The 21,008-nt window shown below is 37.4% G+C and carries 8 protein-coding genes; 5 read left to right on the forward strand and 3 right to left on the reverse strand.

Annotated elements, in window-relative coordinates; all coding sequences use genetic code 11:
* Window positions 1–170 precede the first annotated feature (170 nt).
* Together ACEN2F_RS02885 and ACEN2F_RS02890 are read right to left on the reverse strand one after the other, a co-directional pair.
* Window positions 171–1,196: a PorP/SprF family type IX secretion system membrane protein gene (locus ACEN2F_RS02885; protein ID WP_441735792.1), complete on the reverse strand. Its 1,026-nt coding sequence runs from the start codon at window positions 1,194–1,196 to the stop codon at window positions 171–173.
* 13 nt (window positions 1,197–1,209) lie between these two features.
* Complete coding sequence (locus tag ACEN2F_RS02890) at window positions 1,210–9,474, reverse strand: PKD-like domain-containing protein (RefSeq protein ID WP_441735794.1); 8,265 nt, start codon at window positions 9,472–9,474, stop codon at window positions 1,210–1,212.
* A 936-nt stretch (window positions 9,475–10,410) separates the two neighbouring features.
* Between ACEN2F_RS02890 and ACEN2F_RS02895 the strand changes: the two genes are divergently transcribed.
* The 5 genes from ACEN2F_RS02895 to ACEN2F_RS02915 all read left to right on the forward strand — a co-directional run bounded on the left by ACEN2F_RS02895 (window position 10,411) and on the right by ACEN2F_RS02915 (window position 20,017).
* On the forward strand, window positions 10,411–10,920 hold the full coding sequence (locus ACEN2F_RS02895; protein ID WP_441735796.1) for a MarR family winged helix-turn-helix transcriptional regulator: 510 nt from the start codon (window positions 10,411–10,413) through the stop codon (window positions 10,918–10,920).
* A gap of 44 nt (window positions 10,921–10,964) precedes the next feature.
* Complete coding sequence (locus tag ACEN2F_RS02900) at window positions 10,965–13,355, forward strand: 3-hydroxyacyl-CoA dehydrogenase/enoyl-CoA hydratase family protein (protein WP_441735799.1); 2,391 nt, start codon at window positions 10,965–10,967, stop codon at window positions 13,353–13,355.
* Between the two features lie 80 nt (window positions 13,356–13,435).
* Window positions 13,436–14,617 carry an acetyl-CoA C-acyltransferase gene (locus ACEN2F_RS02905; protein WP_441735801.1) on the forward strand — a complete coding sequence of 394 codons (1,182 nt, stop codon included), beginning with the start codon at window positions 13,436–13,438 and terminating at the stop codon, window positions 14,615–14,617.
* A gap of 169 nt (window positions 14,618–14,786) precedes the next feature.
* Window positions 14,787–16,577: an acyl-CoA dehydrogenase family protein gene (locus ACEN2F_RS02910; RefSeq protein ID WP_441735804.1), complete on the forward strand. Its 1,791-nt coding sequence runs from the start codon at window positions 14,787–14,789 to the stop codon at window positions 16,575–16,577.
* A 155-nt stretch (window positions 16,578–16,732) separates the two neighbouring features.
* A complete protein-coding gene (locus tag ACEN2F_RS02915; protein WP_441735807.1) occupies window positions 16,733–20,017 on the forward strand; it encodes an amidohydrolase family protein in 3,285 nt (1,094 codons plus the stop codon).
* 132 nt (window positions 20,018–20,149) lie between these two features.
* On the opposite strand, the gene ACEN2F_RS02920 is transcribed toward ACEN2F_RS02915, so the two are convergent.
* Window positions 20,150–21,007: a universal stress protein gene (locus tag ACEN2F_RS02920; protein ID WP_441735809.1), complete on the reverse strand. Its 858-nt coding sequence runs from the start codon at window positions 21,005–21,007 to the stop codon at window positions 20,150–20,152.
* Window position 21,008 lies beyond the last annotated feature (1 nt).

Here is a 21,008-nt window from a genome sequence, read left to right on the forward strand (position 1 = left end):
AGGAGAATAAAGGTCTAAGTATTGTAAAACTTGTGATTTATTATTACTGATTTTAAATAAAATTTCTAAAAAGCAAGATCTTGTTTTTTAACTAGCTTCTCATTGCGTTTTCCGAATCAAAAGATCTAATAGCAGGTCCATCTACGAGACAAATTCACTGTTGAATACGCTTAATAATTTCTACCCCAAGGTTTTTTTACCAAATAATTATCACAGCTAGAGCATTCACGCCCAATTTGCCATGTTAGTGAAAATTCGTGTACTCCTTGTGTATTCCCCAATTTTGAGGTGTTGGTATCATAAGAATAACCTAATACAAACCGATTTAACTGAATAGAACCAAAGAAATTTAGTGAGGTGAGCAAATGACTATTATTACTTTTTCCTTCCGGATTAGTTGCTGCTATAACTCCCAAAATAAAAGGTTCGAATTCTAGAGCTGTTCCAAAGTCTAATCTATTATATTGTGCTTGTCTCATATAATTGGCCGTTAACAGTACATTTGTTTGATCAGGAAAAAAAGGTAAATAGGCTTCATCTAGACTCAAAGAATAACCGGTATGAACACTAAAAAACATGTCTAAAGGTACATTAGCATATTCTGTAAAAGCAATATTAGGGGTATTCAAGTGTTTTAGGGAAGCTCCAAACCATGCCCTATCACTAAATAATAAAAGTCCAGAAGAAACATCCAAAAAATCTATTTTGTTATTATAATTCATAATACTAGGATCGATACTACCTCCACTAATAGTTCCGTTATCACCATTGATTTGATCCTCTAACAAAAGACTGCTAAAATTGAAGTTTTTTCGACCATAACCGGCTTCAACGCCTAGTCGAAGTTTCCATTCATTGTTTAGATTCACATTGTACGAATAAACGCCGTTGACTTGAAAGTAATTATAATTAGTAAAAACTTCTCGCTGATTTAATATAGTTAAACCCACGCCCATTTCCCTATCAGATCCAACAGGTGTATTAATAAAAGCAAAATCCGTGTCAATCCTTCTATTTTCATTTGGCCATTGTGACCGATGTATAATTCCAGCATATCCAGTAACTAAAGTCCCTGTAAATGCAGCATTAAGAGACTCAGGAACTAAGAAATATTGAGTAAAAATGGGATCTTGGGCTTTAATTTCTAAAAAGGAAATCAAAGTAAATAGTGTACAAAAAACAAATTTTAATTTCATTATCGTTTACGGATTATTTAATTAGTACAAAAGGATGGTTTTCATTGACAACAGTTCCATAAAATGTTTCTCCGCTAACTTTGCAGTAGTAATTCCCATTTTCGGCACTGAGACCTTTTATTTTAGCATCCCATCCTCGCAAGATATCGCCGGTCTCAGAATAAATCAGGGAACCCCAAGTGTCATAAACATCTAAATGAATATTTTTTAATGCCTTGGTTACCGGCCTAAATCTATCATTGACAGTATCGTTATTTGGTGTAAAAGCATTTGGAACAATTAACAAATATCCTTTTTCAACAATGAAGGTGATTTTTTGTACATAAACACATCCAAAAGGATAGGTAACCGTTTGTGTAACCACATACTCTTTGGGATTAATATAAACATGAATTGGATTGAGTTCTGAAGATAAAGTACCATCGCCAAAATCCCATACAACAGACACGAAATCACCGGTAGCGGTATTGGTAAACTGTATCGGATCATTTATGGAATACAAACCATAAACAGAATAAGCATAAGAATTAGAATCAAATGAAGGTGTTCCAAGAACGGGCACATTAACATCAAAAGCGTAGTTTACTTTGCAACCCAAAGCATCAGTTACATATAATAATGCTGTTCCGTTTTGATTAGTTTTCATCATTTCATTATTTACGCCGCTAACCGTTCCGCTTGACCAAGCTAAAATATAAGGAGGAACTCCTCCTGAAACTTGAGCTACAAAAGTTTGCTGTACATTTTTAGTTTCACAATCCACTTCCGTTTTGGTTACAACTCCAGGTTGTAAAGGAGGCGGTCTGTTGACACTATATTGTCCTTGTTTAGAACAGCCATTGCTATCCGTTACCGTAACTAAATAATTTCCTGCTGGAACATTTAATAGATCCTCGGTTATAGTGCCGTTCGACCAAGCAAATTTAAATGGAGCCGTGCCTCCAGCAACGACGAGATTTATTGCGCCGCTATTAGCATCGTCACAATTAAATGCATTAGTGATATTGGCTGAAAGCACTAGCATTTGTGGTTCCAATATAATAAAAGTCCTTTTAATTGTACACGGCTTTCCATCAACAATTGTGACCGTATAAGAACCAGGCCCTAGGTTATTTCTGGTGGTTCCAGATACGGCATCATCATCCCAAACCAGTTTCACAGGAGCAATCCCACCAAGAAAATTCAGTCGGATACTTCCGTCTTTGGCTCCAAAACAACTAATGTTTTTCAGCACCGGATTCACTGTAAAAAGCGGAGCTTCGGGGATATTTACATTTAGTGTTTTTTTACAATTATTGGCATCTGTAACGGTAACTAGATAATCTCCTGCTGAAAGATTCTCCTGAAAAGCGCCACCTCCCAGATTACTCCATTCAAAGGTGTACGGAGCAACTCCTCCCGCTATCGTAAGTGAAATAGCTGCATTATTTGCACCATAACAAGTTATTGGAGTCGTTGCCGCGGTAATACTTATTGCTGTGGGTTGTGTCAAGGTAACGGTCAAAGTTTTAAAGCAACCTGAATTATCACTGACCACTAAATTATAAATACCAACAAATAAACCAATCGGATTTTGAATGGAACTACTAAAACCATTGGGTCCTGACCAATCAAAAACATAACCCGAACTTGCCGGTGTTCCTCCAGTTACATCAACATTTATAACACCAGTGGCATCTCCAAAACATAGAATATTAGTCTGATTTATCAAGTTCACCGCTAATATTGGCGGCTGGGTAATGGTAAAACTTGAGGTCTTTGGCCCACAATTATTGGCGTCAGAAACGGTGACCACATATTCTCCTGGACTTAAATTTATTAAATCCTCGGTTGTGGCAAAGGGAATTCCATCTTTTGTCCAAGCGAAAGTATAATTTATTGTTCCGCCAGTTATCGTGATATCAATGGCACCATCAGCATCATTAAAACAAGTAATATCTTTTTCTAAAACTGTTGCAATAATGATTTGGTCGGGTTCAGTGATGGTTACTTGTTGAATTTTTGTACAATTGTTTGCATCAGTTATCGTCAAGTTATAGGTTCCTGCAATCAATCCTGTCAATGATGCTGTGGTTTGTATAGGGTTGGTGTCCCATGCATAACGCAAAGTTCCAGCTCCACCACTTGCTGAAACGGTAACCGCTCCAGTGTTATTTCCAAAACAGTCCACATTGGTTTGTGATGCTATTTCGATTACAATTCCGTTGGGTTCTGTTATAGTAACTTGTGTCTTTGCGGTACAACCTTTGGCATCAGTTATGATAACCGTGTAGCTCCCTTTGGGTAAATTTTCAGCCATTTCTAAAGTTTGAACAGGCAAAGTATTCCAAGAATAACTGTAAGGCATTGTCCCACCAGTTGCAGTAACTGTAGCAGATCCAGTACTGTTCCCAGAACAAAAAACATTTATTTGGGCGGTGATAGTGGCAGTCATTCCTATCGGTTCATTTATGGATACAGTTGTTGTTGTACTGCATCCATTGACATCAGTAATTAAAACATCATAATTTCCAGCTACTAATCCTGTGGCTGTTGCCAAAGTTTGAACGGGAACGGTATTCCAAGAATAAGAATAAGGTGCTGTTCCTGCACTAACTGTAGCCGTGGCAGTCCCATCATTGCCTCCAAAACAACTCACATCAATCGAATTCGAAATCACTGAACTTAATCCTCCCGAAGGTTGTGTTATAATTACGGCCTGTACTTTTTGACAACCGTTTTCATCCGTTACAGTTACATTGTAAACCGCTGCAGCTAATCCAGTTACCGTTGCCGTAGTTTGAACAGGAATTGTATCCCAAGAATAATTGACAGTTCCACTGCCTCCGCTTGCAGTTACAGTTGCGGAACCTGTATTATCGCCAAAACACAACACATTAGTTTGAGAAATAACGGACGTAACAATAGCAGACGGTTCTGTTATTGTTACTTGTTTTTGTATCGAACAAGAATTAGTATCCGTAATAGTGACAATATATGTTCCCGTTGCCAAACCTGAAACCGTTTCTGTAGTTTGACTGGGAATGGTATTCCAAGAATAGCTCAAAGTTCCGTTGCCACCATTAGCCGTTACTGTTGCACTACCAGTTGCACTGCCTGCACAACTTACATTAGTTTGCGTTGTAGAAGCCGTTATGCCACTAGGTTGTGTAATAACTATTCCAGAAATGGTTTTCGCGTTACCATTGACATCTATAACTTTGATATCATAAATTCCTGCTTCCAAACTAGAAAAGGTATAAGTTGTTGCTGATGAGTCGGTAATCGTATTAATTATTCCACCACCTTGCAAAATCAAAACATAATCATAAGGACCAACAGATTCCTGAGTAATATCCACTTTAATAGCTCCTGTCAAATAACTAAAGCATAATATATTAGTATGTGCTGCCAAATCTTCTTCAATAATCAACGGCAATGGCGAAGTCAAAGTAAAATTCAAGACTATTGGATTACAAAGACCGTCATTAATAGTAAGCGAATAAGCACCTGCTGCAACATTTTTAATATCTTGGCTTACAGCCGAAAAACTAATCGGTCCCGACCATAAATAGGTATAAACACCGGAACCTCCTGTAACGGTAACATCAATCGCTCCATCCGTCGCACCAACAGCACTGACGTTGAAACCATTATAATTTAACAAAGTTCCTGAGGTTACCAGATCAGGATTTACTATTATTTTATATTCAAAAGGTAAACTTGTACAGGAAATTCCATTATTCTCAATTGTTGCCGTTGCAGTATAAATTATAGTGACTGGATTAGAAGTTGAATTGGCCAAAGTTTGGGTTGGAATCATATCTGTCCCTGAAGCTGCAGCTCCAGTAATTCCAGCCGGAATATTGGCATTCCAATTAAAAGTAATATTTCCTGTAGTTGTACTTGATAATAAAATTGGTAAACTATCGCTACCAGAACAGCGCGTTTGGTTAGCTGCTGAAAAAACAACTTTTGGAGAAGGATTTACCGTAATCACGACTGTAAAAGGATTTCCATTACAAAACCCTGATTTGGGAATGACCGTATAAGTAGCTGTTTGAACAGTTGCTGTTGTATTAATTAATGTACCGTTAATTGATGTTTGATTTGATGCTGCGATTCCGCCTGAGATTCCACCAGAAATAACTGGTGTTACCCAAGAATAAGTGGTTCCTACTGGCACAATATTATCGCCTCCATTCAAAGGTATTATCGAAAAAGCAGTATTGGAACAAATGGTTTGGGCCTGCTCCGTTGTGATTGCTGGAACCGGATTTACGGTTATGGTATATGGATAAGTGATCCCTTGACAACTTAAACTGCCAGTCGATTCGGCTGTAGCCAAATAAGTAACCACAACTGGAAGGTTAGTTGAATTGATTAGTGTTTGACTTGGAATTGTGCTAGTTCCATTAGGACTAATTCCTGTAATTCCTGCAGGTAGATCTGCGGTCCAAGTAAAATTTGTCCCCGCTGTACTAGTTAAATTGACAGCAACAGAGGAAGATCCCGAACATATAATTTGGTTCGAGGGAGTAAATGTTACTGCTGGTGAAGGATTTATTGTGATAGTAAACGTTGTGGAAACTCCTAGACAACCATTTAAACTTGGTGTAACGGTTATGGTAGCCACAATTGGAGTCGTTCCATTATTAATTGCTGTAAAAGCAGGAATAGCTCCCACGCCACTGGCTCCAATTCCAATAGTTGGACTAGTATTGCTCCAATTGTAAATTGTATTTGAAATTATTGCTCCAGAAAAAAGGACAGCCGTGGTTTGTTGTCCGTTGCAAACGGTTTGATCCGATAGCAAATCAACAGTAGGTGTAGGATTGACGGTTATGGTAAAAGTGGTTTTAGTTCCAAAACAGCCATTTGCTTTTGGCGTAACGGTTATCGTTGCTAGTATTGGAGATGTTCCATTATTTGTGGCTATAAAACTGGTGATATTGCCGCTTCCTATCGCTGGCAAACCAATGGAAGGCGTATCATTTGTCCAATCATAAGTGGTTCCATTTACACTTCCAGTAAATAAGACAGCGCCAGTGGCAGTGCCATTACATTTTACCAGATTAGTTATCGGATTGACGCTCGGTCGCGGATTTACCGTTACTTTAAATGTTTTGGATACTCCCGTACAACCGTCAGCTGATGGTGTTACCGTAACTGTTGCAATTATTGGCGTTAGACCTGTATTTATTGCTGTAAATGTTGGAATGACATCGTTTCCTGAAACTGCTATTCCTATGCTTGTAGTACTTGAAGACCAGTTATAGATTGACTCTGAAATATTTCCCGAAAAATTGATAAGTGTACTTGTTTCTCCAGCACAAAGAACAACGTCAGGAGTCGGATTTACATCGGGTTTCGGATTTACGGAAACCTCAACATCGAAAGGGGAACCTGCACAACCATTGAATGATGGAAAGACAGTATAAGTCGCTTTTTGAATTATATTCATTGAGTTAGTCAATGTTCCTGTTATAACATTTTGATTTGTTCCCAAAGTTCCACCGCTTACCCCCACTGAAAGTGCTGGAGCAGCCCAAGAATATGTAGTTCCTGTGGGAATTAAATTTCCAGCACCATTCGTTGGACTTACAGTGAACGGCAAACCACTACAAATCACAGCAGTCATATTCGCTGCAATAAATGGTTTAGGTTTCACGGTTATGGTATAAGTAAATACTGCCCCTGCACAAGTAGCACCACTCGATACTGTAGCAGTAGCATTGTAAGTTACAACGATATTGGAAGTAGTGTTATTAATTAAAGTTTGAGCGGGAATTGTATTAGTTCCGCTTGGTACAACCTCTGATATTCCTGTGGGTTGGATTGCTGTCCAACTCAAAGTGGCATCTGCAACACTACTTAACGTTACCAAAGCCGAGGTATCTCCTGAACAAATAGTCTGGTTTGGTATTGAAAATGTAACCGCGGGCGAAGGATTTACGGTAAATAAAGCAGTTGTTGTACAACCTAAATTGTTGGTAAAAGTTATAGTTGTACTTCCAGCCGAAACTCCAGTTACTAAGCCTGTCGAACTAACGGTTGCTATTGTATTGTTTGATGATATCCAGGGATTAGAAGTTGCCGCAGTTGGAGAACCATTCAATTGGGATTTAGTTCCAATGCAAGAAAATAAATTTCCTGTTATTGTAGGTGATTGGTTAATTACAAAGGAACTGCTCGTTGTTGTTGTTCCACATTCATTGGTTACTTTCAAAGTATAGGAAAAATTTCCTGAAGTAGTATAGCTGATATCTCCAGGATCAGCAGTTGTGGCAGTTGCTGGTGCTCCACTGGGGAAACTCCACTCATAGGTCAGCGGAGAAGTTGTGCCGCAACCATCGATGATCGCCTTTGGATTAATTGTTGTTCCGCCAGGAATTTGACAAAGGGGTGCTATTTGTGTTATTGTTACTCTTGGTGGTTCTTTTATAGTGACCGTCTTAGTTATTGATTGTGAAGGCGAACAGGAATTTGATGCGGTAAGTTTAATAGAATAAATGCCCGGTTCATCAAAATTAAAGGAAGCATTTGTGGTAGTTTGATTTGGAATTGCCGCTATCGTTGATCCACAACTTGAAGGAAGGAAAGAGACACTCCACTCATAAGTAGGAGGAGTACAGTAATTAGTTGTGGCAGTTGTATTTGTTGTTACAATAGATTGTGGTGCGCAGCCAACCGTATTGTCGATTGTAAAATCGGGAAGAAGTTGAGGTTCAATACAAATGGTACTAGTTTTAACGTTTTTGCCACAATATCCATAAGTTGTCAATGTTATGGTGTAATCACCAGGATTTGTGTATTTATGACACGGAGGATTCGGCGTTCCAGCAGCAGTTATGGTATAAATACTTGACCCATCTCCAAAATTCCATTCATAAAAAGTACTTTCAGTACAACTTTCGTTAGAAGCTGGTGTAGATGTGTTTGTAAATTGAACACAGGTGGTGACGCAGGCTTTAGGAGAATTTGTGAAATTTGAAGTCGGAGGACGTAAGATTACAATTGGTGAAATCGTCGAATTGGTTGTTCCACATGAATTTGAGATTTTTAAAGTTGCAGTTATACTGGCATTAGGGCAACTAGATGTGGAGTAAATATGCGGAACAGGGTAATTTAGCGAAAGTGATGGATTAGCAGAATTATAATATAAATTATTTTGCATCAAATCTGATTGTAAAAGATTTAACATCGGTGAATCATCTCCATAATCTATTGAGTATATTGTTCCAGGCGAATTTAAAGCCCAGTTTGCGATGGTGAATAACAAGTTTTCCGTTGGAGCACATAAGTTTGTTGTACTTCCGGGACTTACTAGTCCACCAGCAGGATTTGATTCGTTTTTTACAATATATTTTTTTGTCGTCGAACAGTTATTATTTCCAATGGCCGTAATTGCCATTGTAAATGCACCAAGAGCAGTGTAAGTATGTGTAAAAGGAAAAGTTGTAAATATTTCTGGCGTGCCTCCTATTTGCCATATCACACTATAACCGGTAATACAATCAGAATTTGAAGTAGAGGGCACAACACTTACAGTATAATTTGGGTTTGCACCAGCTGAATTGCAATTATTAAACTGATTAGAAGTGTTTAGAGGATTGTAAGTAACACTATTATCTATAAAATTTGCCTCCGGTTGTTGAAATATTGTTATGGTTTTTATAATTGTACCTGAACAACCATAAGCATCAGTAACGGTCAGAGTAACATTAAAAGGAGCTATGGCACAACCTAAAGAAGTAAAAATATGACTAGGGTTCTTTTGCGATGACGTACTCCCGTCTCCAAAATTCCAAGTATAAGAGTCTCCTTCATTCGTTGTGTTAAATTGAACCGCAGTTCCTGAACATGCATTATTAGTAAAAGTAAAATCGACAACAGGCAGCGCTTTTACTATAATTATTACTTTGTCATTGTTAGAAAGAGCGACCACTTTATCGTTTCTGTCTTTTATACCTTGTAAAACATAAGTAAAAATTCCTGTACTATTTGTTGGCTGAGAAACGGTTACACTTTTATCAGTATTATTTGTTTTAACGGTTTGCGAAAGACTATTTACTGTATATTCAAAGGTATAAGGACCATTGTCATCATTCTTTACTTCGAACTTTATTACTGGAGCTGCTGCATTGAAGCAGACTGTTGCATTTCCTGTTATCTGTCCAGAAGGATTTTCAGCAGTCTGCAACAAAGTGTTATCAGCGATAGTGTTTGAAGAAAAAGCAAGGGCAAAATTAAAATATAATAAAACAAATAAAAATAGATTTTTGTAATGGATTTTCATAAAAAGTGTTTTGTTTGCGGTACATAATTGTGCTCTTATAAATAGCTATCGTAAATTTTAGTAGGAATAGTAATTCTTCAAACTTAGATTTTTAAAAACAACATTTCTTTCGGTTTCCCGTAAAGACATCTTTTATAAAAACTACTTTGCTTTTTATACTTACTTTTTTGCATATTAGGTTATCGTTCGTACTAAAATAAATTTTTGGTTGTTCAGTAAATGTTGCATCAATTCTATTTTTTAATTATCGGAAAAATTTCGTGATTTCAATGAAACACATTTAAAATTAAAAACTGTCAAAAAAGCAATTCAAAAGAGGTGACATTCTATCATTTTCCTTACTTTTTTTGAAATACTAATACCACTTTTTACCTCTGCATTTAAAAAATTTAAAACAATAAAGAGAACCTTAAATACCACTATCAAATCTTTTTCTAAAAATTCGGGCAACAAAGATGTAATAACATCGTGTAAATTTGATTCACATAATTTTACTTTTATTGCTGCAAAAAAATATTTTAGATCAAAAAGAAATTGTTACAATTCTAAAATACTATTGTATTTTTTGTTTTAATTTTTCCAAATGTAACTATAATAAACTACTTACAATTATAGAAACCCACGATCCTTCATATTAAATTGTAAATTCAAGTTATTTTATATCATAAAGATTTGCGTAAGGGATAGAAGTGGCATCCTTTTATGAATTCCAGAGCTCATCCCAATGTCTTAGGATTAGCTCTGGAATTCATAAAAGATAAAACGTAAAGCCCGACCCGCAGGGAAACGCCCAACGAAATTATATTCATATCTAGCTATAATTGTCTCTATTTCAATGGATTTTTTTTATGTTTGAAACATTTTAACAAAAAAATATTTTTATATATTATGCGTGCATAGTATTTTTTATTATATTTGAAATCGATATAGTTACTTATGAAAGATAAAACGATAGATTATATTTTACGTGCCACTTGGCAAGCGGTAGCCAGAATGTATAACGAAGAAGCGTCAAAATATGATGCGAGCATGGCTACCGGATTCGCTTTACTGAGTATTGATAAAGAAGGGGGAACTCCATCGACATCATTAGGACCAAAAATGGGAATGGAAGCTACCAGCCTGACCAGAACCCTGAAATCGATGGAAGACAGAGGCTTAATTATTCGCAAGAAAAACCCTGTGGATGGCCGAGGTGTATTGATTTACCTGACTGATTTTGGCAAAGAAAAAAGAGAATTGTCGAAAAATACAGTGCTAAAATTTAATGAAACGGTGAAACAAACTATTTCAGAAGAAAAACTGCGCCATTTTATAGAAGTTGCGGAAACCATCAACGAATTAATTCAAGAGAAAAATATATTTACGCACACGAGCGCCAGCGAACTGGCAGAACAAACTGAAAAAACAGCAAATGATGCTTCCAAAATTGATATCCATCAATAAAATAGCACCGCTGCTTTCTAATGAAAAAACAAATATTATTTTATATGAAACGCACAATTAAAAAAGTTGCAGTAATTGGATCCGGTATTATGGGTTCAGGAATTGCCTGTCATTTTGCTAACATTGGAGTTGAAGTCTTACTGTTGGACATTATTCCAAGAGAACTTACTGAAGCGGAAGCCAAAAAAGGGCTTACTTTAGAAAGCAAAATCGTTAGAAATAGAGTGGTAAATGAGCATTTGGCTAATTCCCTGAAATCGAAACCATCCCCTATTTACAGTCAAAAATTTGCCAGCAGAATCACAACTGGAAATACTACTGACGATATGGCAAAAATTGCCAGCGTCGATTGGATTATTGAGGTTGTGGTAGAACGTTTGGACATCAAGAAAATGGTTTTTGAACAAATTGAGAAATTCAGAAAACCAGGAACTTTGGTGACTTCCAACACCTCTGGAATTCCAATTCACTTTATGAGTGAAGGAAGAAGCGAGGATTTTCAAAAGCATTTCTGCGGGACACACTTTTTTAACCCTGCGCGTTACTTAAAATTATTCGAAATCATTCCTGGTCCACAAACAGCGCCAGAAGTTTTAGATTTCTTAACTGATTATGGTTCCAGATTCTTAGGAAAAACTTCGGTCGTGGCCAAAGATACTCCGGCATTTATTGGGAACCGAATCGGGATTTACGGGATTCAGAGTTTGTTTCATTTGGTTAAAGAAATGGGATTGACAATTGAAGAAGTGGATAAATTGACTGGTCCAGTTATTGGAAGACCAAAATCGGCTACTTTCAGAACTGTGGATGTGGTTGGGTTAGATACTTTGGTACATGTTGCTAACGGAATCTACGAAAACTGCCCGAATGACGAGCAACACGAGTTGTTCAAATTACCGGATTTCGTCAACAAAATGATGGAGAACAAATGGTTGGGTAGCAAAACAGGTCAAGGTTTTTATAAAAAAGTAGACAAAGATATTTTGTCTTTGGATTTAAATACTTTGGAATACCGTGCTGCTAAAAAAGCTTCTTTCGCCACTTTGGAACTGACAAAAACGATCGATAAACCAATTGACCGTTTTAAAGTTTTGGTAAAAGGAAAAGACAAAGCGGGAGAGTTTTACAGAAAAAGTTTTTCTGGAATGTTTGCTTATGTTTCCAACAGAATTCCTGAAATCTCAGATGAATTATATAAAATTGACGATGCAATGAAAGCCGGTTTTGGATGGGAAAATGGCCCTTTCGAAATTTGGGATGCCATTGGTGTCGAAAAAGGAATCGAAATTATGAAAGCGGAAGGTCTTGAACCAGCTGCTTGGGTTACTGAAATGTTAGCTTCGGGAAGCACCAGTTTTTATTCTATTAAAGAAGGTGCTACTTATTTCTACAATATCCCAACAAAATCGCAAACTAAAGTTCCGGGTCAGGATGCGTTTATTATCCTGAACAACATTCGCGAAAGCAAAAAAGTGTGGAGCAATAGCGGTGCGATTATACAAGATTTAGGAGACGGAATCTTGAATTTAGAATTCCAATCTAAAATGAATACGATTGGTGGCGATGTTTTACAAGCTATCAATAAAGCGATTGACTTATCTGAAAAAGAATATCAAGGATTGGTTATTGGAAATCAAGCAGCGAATTTCTCTGTTGGAGCTAATATCGGAATGATTTTCATGATGGCAGTCGAGCAAGAATACGATGAGTTAAATATGGCGATCAAAATGTTCCAGGACACGATGATGCGCGTACGTTACTCTGGAATTCCAGTTGTGGTTGCGCCACACGGAATGACTTTTGGTGGTGGATGCGAAATGAGTTTGCATGCTGACAAAGTTGTTGCTGCAGCAGAAACGTATATGGGATTGGTAGAATTTGGTGTTGGGGTAATTCCTGGCGGTGGCGGATCGAAAGAAATGGCATTGCGTGCTGCTGATTTATTCCATAAAAATGACGTGGAATTGAACGTGTTGCAAGAATATTTCTTGACTGTGGCTATGGCAAAAGTCTCTACTTCTGGATACGAAGCTTTTGACACGGGACTTTTACAACAAGGAAAAGATATTATCGTGGTAAACAAAGACCGTCAGATTGCCGAAGCGAAGAAACATGCTTTACTTATGGCCGAAGCGGGTTACACACAACCTATTCGCAGAAGCGATGTGAAAGTTCTTGGAAAACAAGCTTTGGGAATGTTCTTGGTAGGAACGGACCAAATGGAAGCCGGAAAATACATCTCTGAACACGACAAGAAAATCGCTAACAAACTGGCTTATGTCATGGCTGGCGGTGATTTATCTGAATCGACATTAGTAACCGAACAATATTTATTGGATCTGGAACGGGAAGCTTTCTTGTCATTGTGTACCGAAAGAAAAACATTGGAAAGAATCCAGTTTATGTTAACGAAAGGGAAACCGCTAAGAAATTAATTTTTAATTATAAATTATGAATTATAAATTATGAATGAGCTTCATTTATAATTTATAATTCAAAATTCAAAATAATAGTCATGAAAACAGCCTATATAGTAAAAGCATACAGAACCGCCGTGGGGAAAGCTCCAAAAGGTGTGTTTAGATTTAAACGTCCTGATGAATTGGCAGCAGAAACCATTCAGTTTATGATGAATGAGTTGCCTGATTTCGACAAAAAACGTATTGACGACGTGATGGTAGGAAATGCCATGCCGGAAGCGGAACAAGGACTAAACATCGGACGATTGATCTCTTTGATGGGATTAAAAATTGAAGACGTTCCTGGTGTAACCGTAAATCGTTATTGCGCTTCAGGATTAGAAACAATTGGTATGGCTACAGCCAAAATCCAATCTGGAATGGCTGATTGTATTATTGCTGGTGGAGCAGAAAGCATGAGTTTTATTCCAATGGGAGGGTACAAACCAACTCCGGATTATGCTGTTGCAAAAGCGGGTAACGAAGATTATTATTGGGGAATGGGATTAACTGCGGAAGCGGTTGCCAAACAATTCAATGTGTCTCGTACAGACCAAGATGAGTTTGCGTACCAATCACACATGAAAGCCCTGAAAGCGCAAGCCGAAGGTAAATTTGACAAACAAATTGTCCCTATTACAGTAGAACAAACTTTTGTAAATGAAAATGGTAAAAAAGAAACTAAATCGTATATCGTAAATAAAGATGAAGGTCCAAGAGCAGGAACTTCTGTAGAAGCTTTGGCAGGTTTAAGACCGGTTTTTGAAGCAAACGGAAGCGTAACGGCTGGAAACTCTTCTCAAATGAGTGATGGCGCAGCATTTGTTTTAATCATGAGCGAAGAAATGGTAAAAGAATTGAACCTCACTCCTATTGCTCGTTTGGTAAACTTTGCCTCGGCAGGAGTAGAACCAAGAATCATGGGAATTGGACCGGTAAAAGCAATTCCAAAAGCATTGAAACAAGCCGGATTAACCTTGAATGATGTTGATTTAATTGAGTTAAACGAAGCTTTTGCCTCACAATCGTTAGCAGTTATTCGTGAATTAGGATTGAATCCTGATATCGTAAATGTCAACGGTGGAGCAATTGCAATGGGACATCCACTGGGCTGTACAGGAGCAAAACTGTCTGTTCAATTATTTGACGAAATGAAAAAAAGAGGTAGCAAATACGGAATTGTGAGTATGTGTGTGGGAACCGGACAAGGAAGTGCTGGGATTTACGAGTTGTTGTAGATAAAAACAATTCCTCCTTCTGTCATTCCGACGAAGGAGGAATCTCATAATATTGGAACGGAGTATCATAATGAGATTCCTCCTTCGTCGGAATGACAAGTTAACGCAAAGAAATTATAAAATTAGATTGTCATTAACTAACAGTCTATTACCTAAAAAAAGTAACAAAATGAGCAACGTAACAAGAGGAGGTCAATTCCTAGTTAAAGAAACCAAGTGCGAAGATATCTTTACTCCAGAAGATTTTTCGGAAGAGCAATTAATGATGCGTGACTCTGTAAAAGAGTTCGTAGACAAAGAATTATGGGCACATAAAGATCGTTTTGAGAAAAAAGATTATGCCTATACACAAGAGTGTATGAAAAAAGCAGGAGATCTGGGACTCTTAGGAGTAGCAGTTCCTGAAGCGTATGGCGGATTAGGTATGGGGTTTGTATCAACAATGTTGGTTTGTGATTATATTTCAGGAGCTACGGGATCTTTCTCGACTGCCTTTGGAGCACATACCGGGATTGGAACTATGCCAATCACTTTGTACGGAACAGAAGAACAAAAACAAAAATACGTTCCTAAATTAGCTTCTGGCGAATGGTTTGGCGCGTATTGTTTGACAGAACCAGGAGCGGGATCAGATGCTAATTCCGGAAAAACAAAAGCCGTTTTATCAGAAGATGGAACACATTACAAAATCACAGGACAAAAAATGTGGATTTCGAATGCTGGATTTTGTTCATTATTTATCGTTTTTGCACGTATTGGCGATGATAAAAATATCACTGGTTTTATCCTTGAAAACACTCCAGACAATGGAATTTCTATGGGTGAAGAAGAGCATAAATTAGGAATTCGTGCTTCCTCCACCCGTCAAGTTTTCTTTAGTGAAACGAAAGTTCCTGTTGAAAACATGCTTTCTGAAAGAGGAAACGGTTTCAAAATTGCGATGAACGCTTTGAACGTGGGACGTATCAAATTAGCTGCTGCTTGTTTGGATGCACAACGTAGAGTGATTTCAGGTTCAGTAAAATATGCTAATGAAAGAATCCAGTTCAATACCGCAATTTCTCAGTTTGGCGCTATCCGTGCAAAACTAGCAGAAATGGCAACGAGCTGTTATGCTGGAGAAAGCGCTTCTTACCGTGCTGCTAAAGATATTGAAGATAGAATTATTGCTCGTGAAGCTGAAGGAGTTTCTCATCAAGAAGCAGAATTAAAAGGAGTTGAGGAATATGCAATAGAGTGTTCTATCCTAAAAGTAGCGGTTTCTGAAGATGTACAAAACTGTGCCGATGAAGGAATTCAAATCTTTGGTGGAATGGGATTCTCAGAGGATACTCCAATGGAAAGTGCTTGGAGAGATGCGCGTATAGCACGTATTTACGAAGGTACAAACGAAATCAACAGAATGCTTTCAGTTGGAATGTTGATTAAAAAAGCGATGAAAGGTCATGTTGATTTATTAGGACCTGCAATGAAAGTTTCTGAAGAATTAATGGGAATTCCATCTTTTGACACACCTGACTATTCTGAATTATTTGCTGAGGAAAAAGAAATCGTTAGAAATTTGAAGAAATCATTCTTAATGGTTGCCGGAAGTGCTGTTCAAAAATTTGGCGCAGACCTAGACGCTCACCAACAATTATTGATGGCAGCTTCAGATATGTTGATAGAAGTATATATGGCTGAAAGTACCATCTTGCGTACTGAAAAACTAGCTAAAAAAGAAGGAGAAGCAAAGGTACAAGAGCAAATTGCAATGGCCAAATTATACTTATACAAAGCGGTAGATATCGTGAATCAAAAAGGAAAAGAAAGTATTATTTCTTTTGCCGAGGGTGATGAACAGCGTATGATGCTAATGGGGTTACGTCGTTTTACAAAATATACGAACATGCCAAATGTCGTAGCATTAAGAGAAACAATTACAGCAAAATTAGTAGCTGAAAACGAATATTGTTTCTAATTACAAAGAATTTTTTATTACAATATTTGTTACTAAGACCACTCGCCACTACGAGTGGTCTTTTGCTTTAATACCAATAAGTTGTCAAGAGAGATACAAATTACTCCATTATTATTGCCTATATTTAGCGTCAATCAACGTTTAATTCCTTTTTAATGTATAAAAAAACAAGCCTACTCCTACTCGCATTTTCTTTTATTTCTGTTATTTATGGCCAAGAAAAACCCAAATGGGACGTTGCAAATCCGGGAGAAGAATTCAATTACAAGACTCATAAATTTACTTCTTCTGAAGGAACTTGGATGAACCTCGACGTGAGTCCAGATGGAAAAACTATCGTTTTTGATCTGTTGGGAGATATTTATCAAATGCCCATAACAGGCGGAACAGCAAAAGTACTTCGTTCCGGTATTCCTTTTGAAGTACAACCCCGATTCAGTCCTGACGGAAAATACATATCGTTCACAAGTGATGCTGGCGGTGGTGATAACATTTGGTTCATGAAAGCAGATGGAAGTGATGTAAAACAAATAACTAAAGAAGATTTCCAATTATTAAACAATGCGACTTGGATGCCCAACGGCAATTATCTTGTAGCAAGAAAACACTTTACATCAAGCCGTTCTCTCGGAGCTGGCGAAATGTGGCAATACCACATCAGCGGTGGTAGCGGTGTACAATTGACCAAACGAAAAAACGACCAACAAGATGTCAACGAACCTGTGATTTCTCCTGACGGCAAATACATGTACTACAGTGAAGACGTTTCTCCTGGTGGTTATTTTCAATACAATAAAGATCCTAACAGTGAAATTTATGCTATCAATCGCTATGATTTTGAAACAGGGGAAACAGAAAAAATTACCGGTGGACCAGGAGGAGCAGCAAGACCTCAAATTTCAAGAGATGGCAAGTTATTAGCTTTTGTAAAACGAGTACGCACCGCAACAGTTTTGTATGTTCATAATTTAGAAACAGGAGAAGAAGGCCCCGTTTATGACAAACTCAACAAAGACCAACAAGCCGCTTGGGCCTTGTTTGGCGTGTATCCTAATTTTAGTTGGATGCCCAACAATGAAGACATTATAATTTGGACCGGAGGTAAAATTCAAAAAATAAATACAAAAACAAATCAGATAACAGAGATTCCTTTCACAGCCGATGTTGCCATTGACATTGCAGATCGGGTTCATTCTGACACTCCGATAACTGACAATGACTTTACTGTGAAAATGATACGCGATGCTGTAACCGCTCCCGATGGAAAAACAGTAGTCTTTAGAGCACTGGGATATTTATGGGCCAAAAGCTTGCCTAATGGAAGTCCGAAGCGATTGACAACGGACACTGCTTTTGAAGCAGAACCTACTTTTACCGCTAATGGAAAAGAAATAATTTATGTTAGTTGGAGCGACAGCAGTTTAGGCGCTATTAGAAAAATTAATTTAGAAAGTAAAAAATCTGTAAAACTAACTTCGGAAAAAGGAATTTACAGAACACCTAGTCTCTCACCTGACCAAAAAACCATAGTCTATGTCAAAGAAGGTGGCAATATGGATCAGGGTTATGCTTTTTCAAAAAAACCAGGGATTTACACGATTAACACCTCTGGTGGCGACTCCAAGTTTGTTACTTCAAAAGGAGAATATCCAGTGTTTACCAAAGAAGGTAATCGTATTTTCTTCCAAACTGGTGGCGTATTTTTTGGAGATTTAACCAAAGAACTAAAAAGTGTTGATCTTAACGGAAAAGATGAACGTACGCATATCAAATCTAAATATGCCAACCGATTAGTACCAAGTCCAGACAATCAATGGATCGCATTTACCCACTTGCACAAAGCCTATGTGGCTCCACTGAATATCAACGGTAAGGAAATAGATTTAGACGAAAAAACTACAAATGTTCCTGTTTCTGAATTATCGAAAGAGGCCGGAATTAATTTGCATTGGTCACCAAATAGCAAAAATGTGATGTGGATGTTAGGCGACAACTACTTTTCGAATGCCATAAAAAACCGATTTACTTTTTTACCGGATTCGCCAGAAAAGGTTGAAAAACCATCGGATATTGGTATCAAAATAGATTTAAAATCAAAAGTTGACAAACCAAAAGGCAGGATTGCTTTGACAAATGTTCGTATCATCACAATGGATGGCGACAAAGTAATCGAAAATGGAAGTATCATCATCAATGGAAATCGAATAGAAGCCATTGGGAACGCAAATGAAATTAGTATTCCTGCTGCCGCAAAAGTTTACGACCTGACCGGTAAAACCATTATGCCCGGAATGGTAGATGCTCACGCTCATGTTGGCGCCTTTCGTTATGGATTAACCACACAACAAAATTGGCCCTTTTATGCTAATTTAGCCTTTGGCGTAACGACATCACATGATCCATCTTCTAATACGGAATCTATTTTTACTCTATCCGAAATGGTAAAAAGCGGAGCACTTGTTGGCCCTCGAATATACTCCACAGGATTTATATTGTATGGTGCTGAAGGAGACTTCAAAGCAGTTATCAATAATCTTGATGATGCCCGTTTTGCAGTAAAACGGACCAAAGTTTTTGGCGCTCTTTCCGTAAAAAGCTATAATCAACCAAGACGTGACCAACGCCAGCAGGTATTACAAGCGGCGAGAGAAGAAGGAATCAATGTAGTTCCTGAAGGAGGCTCGACCTTTTTTACTAATATGACGATGGTAATTGATGGACATACCGGAGTAGAACACAATATACCGGTAGCGCCTGTTTATAAAGATGTTCTCGAACTTTGGGGTACCAGTAAAGTGGGATATACCCCTACCCTAATCGTAAATTATGGTGGATTGAATGCCGAATATTATTGGTATCAAAAAACAAATGTTTGGGAAAACAAAAAACTACTCCAATTCACCCCAAGAGCCGTAATTGATTCCCGCTCTAGATACCGGATGATGGCTCCTGATGAAGACTACGAAAATGATCATATTTTGACATCTAAAACCGTAAAAACACTAGCTGACAATGGCGTGAAAGTCAATATGGGTGCGCACGGACAGTTGCAAGGAATGGGAGCACACTGGGAATTATGGAGCATACAGCAAGGTGGAATGAGCAATTTAGAAAGTTTGAAAACAGCCACCATTAACGCAGCCAATTACATTGGAGCTGGAAAAGACATTGGTTCTTTGGAAACCGGCAAATTAGCTGATATTTTGGTGTTGGATAAGAATCCATTGGATGACATCCAAAACTCCAATACCTTATTATACACTATTGCAAATGGCCGAATGTACGAATCCGAAACCATGAATGAAGTAGGAAATGAACCTAAAAAGAGACAAAATTTTTATTGGGAAAACAACACTTACAATGCTAACTTCCCATGGCATGAGGAATCCAATAGCTTTATGCACCAGCAATGTTGTAGTTCTGGCTTTAGTCATAACTAAGAATTAATATTAAACAAAAAAAACCATTCGCAAAACGAATGGTTTTTTTTTGTTTGAACTCAACTATAAAAAACTAATTAAATCAGTTTCAAATCTGAATTAAATCAGAATATAATGTTTGGTTATAATGTGTTACTTAACAATCCATAAAGGTATTTCCAAATCCTGATTAAAAAGCTCTTCGGTCACGCTTCCTACCAGTAAAGAGGAGAACGTGTTTCTACCTTTGTCACCAACGATAATAAGATCTACCTTTGAAGCTTCGGCTTTGGCACGCAGTTTTTCTGCAACTCCGGTTCCTTTACCAGGAATAATTTCAGAAGTTAAATCTCCTTTGTATCCTGCTTTTTTAATGAATTTACTAAATTTTTCTTTTAAGTGATTTTCAATTTTCTGATCCAAATGTTCTTTTGGAATATAAGGAGAGAATTGAACTGGCACATTGTAAACATGAACTGCTTTTACTTTAGCTGATATGGTTTTCTGTAAATTTTCAGCCACTTCAAAAACTTTATTGGAAGCACTTGAAAAATCTGTTCCCGCCCAAATGTTAGTAATAATGGGGTTTGCATTTTTAGGAATAGACAATATATTACATTTTAAAAGACGCAACAGTTTTCCGCTAACGACTCCAGTACCTTTTGATTTGTTTTTATTTCCAATTAAAGCCAGCTGAATTTCATATTTGTTAACAATATAATTGATAAGAGATTCAGAGTAAGGATCTTCTGAGATAAGCACTTCCCATTCTGTTGAAGATGTGAATTTTTCTTCTACCTTTTCGTTTAATTCATTTCCAATGATTTCGTCAAGATTAATATCCTTTAACTGTTCCTCAAATAATTCTGAGATTTCATGTTTTTTGATATTATGCACAAAATACACTTTTTTAACCTTAAGAGTATCTGCAATAAAAGAGGCATATTCAATTAAAGTGCTATCAATATTTGAAAGGTCTAAGGCGACCAAGATGTTTTTGATTTCAGTCATT

This window comes from Flavobacterium sp. W20_MBD1_R3 (assembly GCF_052119725.1).
Classification (GTDB): domain Bacteria; phylum Bacteroidota; class Bacteroidia; order Flavobacteriales; family Flavobacteriaceae; genus Flavobacterium.

Bases quoted from the DNA above. Each gene is read 5' to 3' on its own strand.
- ACEN2F_RS02885 (WP_441735792.1), bottom strand. From the start codon at position 1,196: ATGAAATTAAAATTTGTTTTTTGTACACTATTTACTTTGATTTCCTTT.
- ACEN2F_RS02890 (WP_441735794.1), bottom strand. From the start codon at position 9,474: ATGAAAATCCATTACAAAAATCTATTTTTATTTGTTTTATTATATTTT.
- ACEN2F_RS02895 (WP_441735796.1), top strand. From the start codon at position 10,411: ATGAAAGATAAAACGATAGATTATATTTTACGTGCCACTTGGCAAGCG.
- ACEN2F_RS02900 (WP_441735799.1), top strand. From the start codon at position 10,965: ATGAAACGCACAATTAAAAAAGTTGCAGTAATTGGATCCGGTATTATG.
- ACEN2F_RS02905 (WP_441735801.1), top strand. From the start codon at position 13,436: ATGAAAACAGCCTATATAGTAAAAGCATACAGAACCGCCGTGGGGAAA.
- ACEN2F_RS02910 (WP_441735804.1), top strand. From the start codon at position 14,787: ATGAGCAACGTAACAAGAGGAGGTCAATTCCTAGTTAAAGAAACCAAG.
- ACEN2F_RS02915 (WP_441735807.1), top strand. From the start codon at position 16,733: ATGTATAAAAAAACAAGCCTACTCCTACTCGCATTTTCTTTTATTTCT.
- ACEN2F_RS02920 (WP_441735809.1), bottom strand. From the start codon at position 21,007: ATGACTGAAATCAAAAACATCTTGGTCGCCTTAGACCTTTCAAATATT.